The organism is Candidatus Symbiopectobacterium sp. NZEC135 (assembly GCF_025962695.1).
Genome location: NZ_JAGFPF010001531.1, coordinates 1 through 516, shown reverse-complemented (window position 1 = coordinate 516; position 516 = coordinate 1). Strand labels below are relative to the sequence as shown.

The window sequence follows — 516 nt, the reverse complement described above, 5'->3', positions numbered from 1 at the left end:
AGGAGAACCCTGACATTTACATTCAGAAATGTTATGACTATGAAACCAAGTCCAGTTGTTTGATAAAATTAAAAGACTACCAAACAGAGTAATATTTTAACCAATGTCCGACAAATCCTCGCCCAATGTGGGTGGGGATGGTGGCACAATTATCGAACTCAGCAGTAAAACGATCTGGCATTCGTCGCCGTAATCCGTACCATACGCGCCATACTTATACATGCAGGTTGCTTTCTGCAAGAACCAACCCCTGGTTGATCACTACACAAAGGGAGCATGAAAATGCACAATAGGTATATGAAATCTAGGGCAAATGGATAGAAGACCTGAATGCAGATCGGGTCGGAATGCTGAATAAACGGCTTTCCCTGTGCATCGATTTGCCCCTGTGGTGCCCCCCAAGCGTTTGGAAAAGAAATAAAATGCAAGAAAATCAACAAATTAATCAAAAGCAGCAATACAACCTCAACAAACTGCAAAAGCGTTTACGCCGCAACGTGGGTGAAGCGATCGCTG

The 516-nt window shown here is 43.4% G+C and carries 1 protein-coding gene and 1 pseudogene; both read left to right on the top strand.

Going from position 1 to position 516, the window contains the following annotated elements:
- Nucleotides 1-155: 155 nt before the first annotated feature.
- Nucleotides 156-368 (top strand): annotated as a pseudogene (locus J5224_RS35205) (site-specific integrase); the annotation flags it as partial.
- Between the two features lie 54 nt (nt 369-422).
- Nucleotides 423-516: hypothetical protein (locus J5224_RS35200; protein WP_264629410.1), on the top strand; the 94-nt coding region annotated here is incomplete at its 3' end.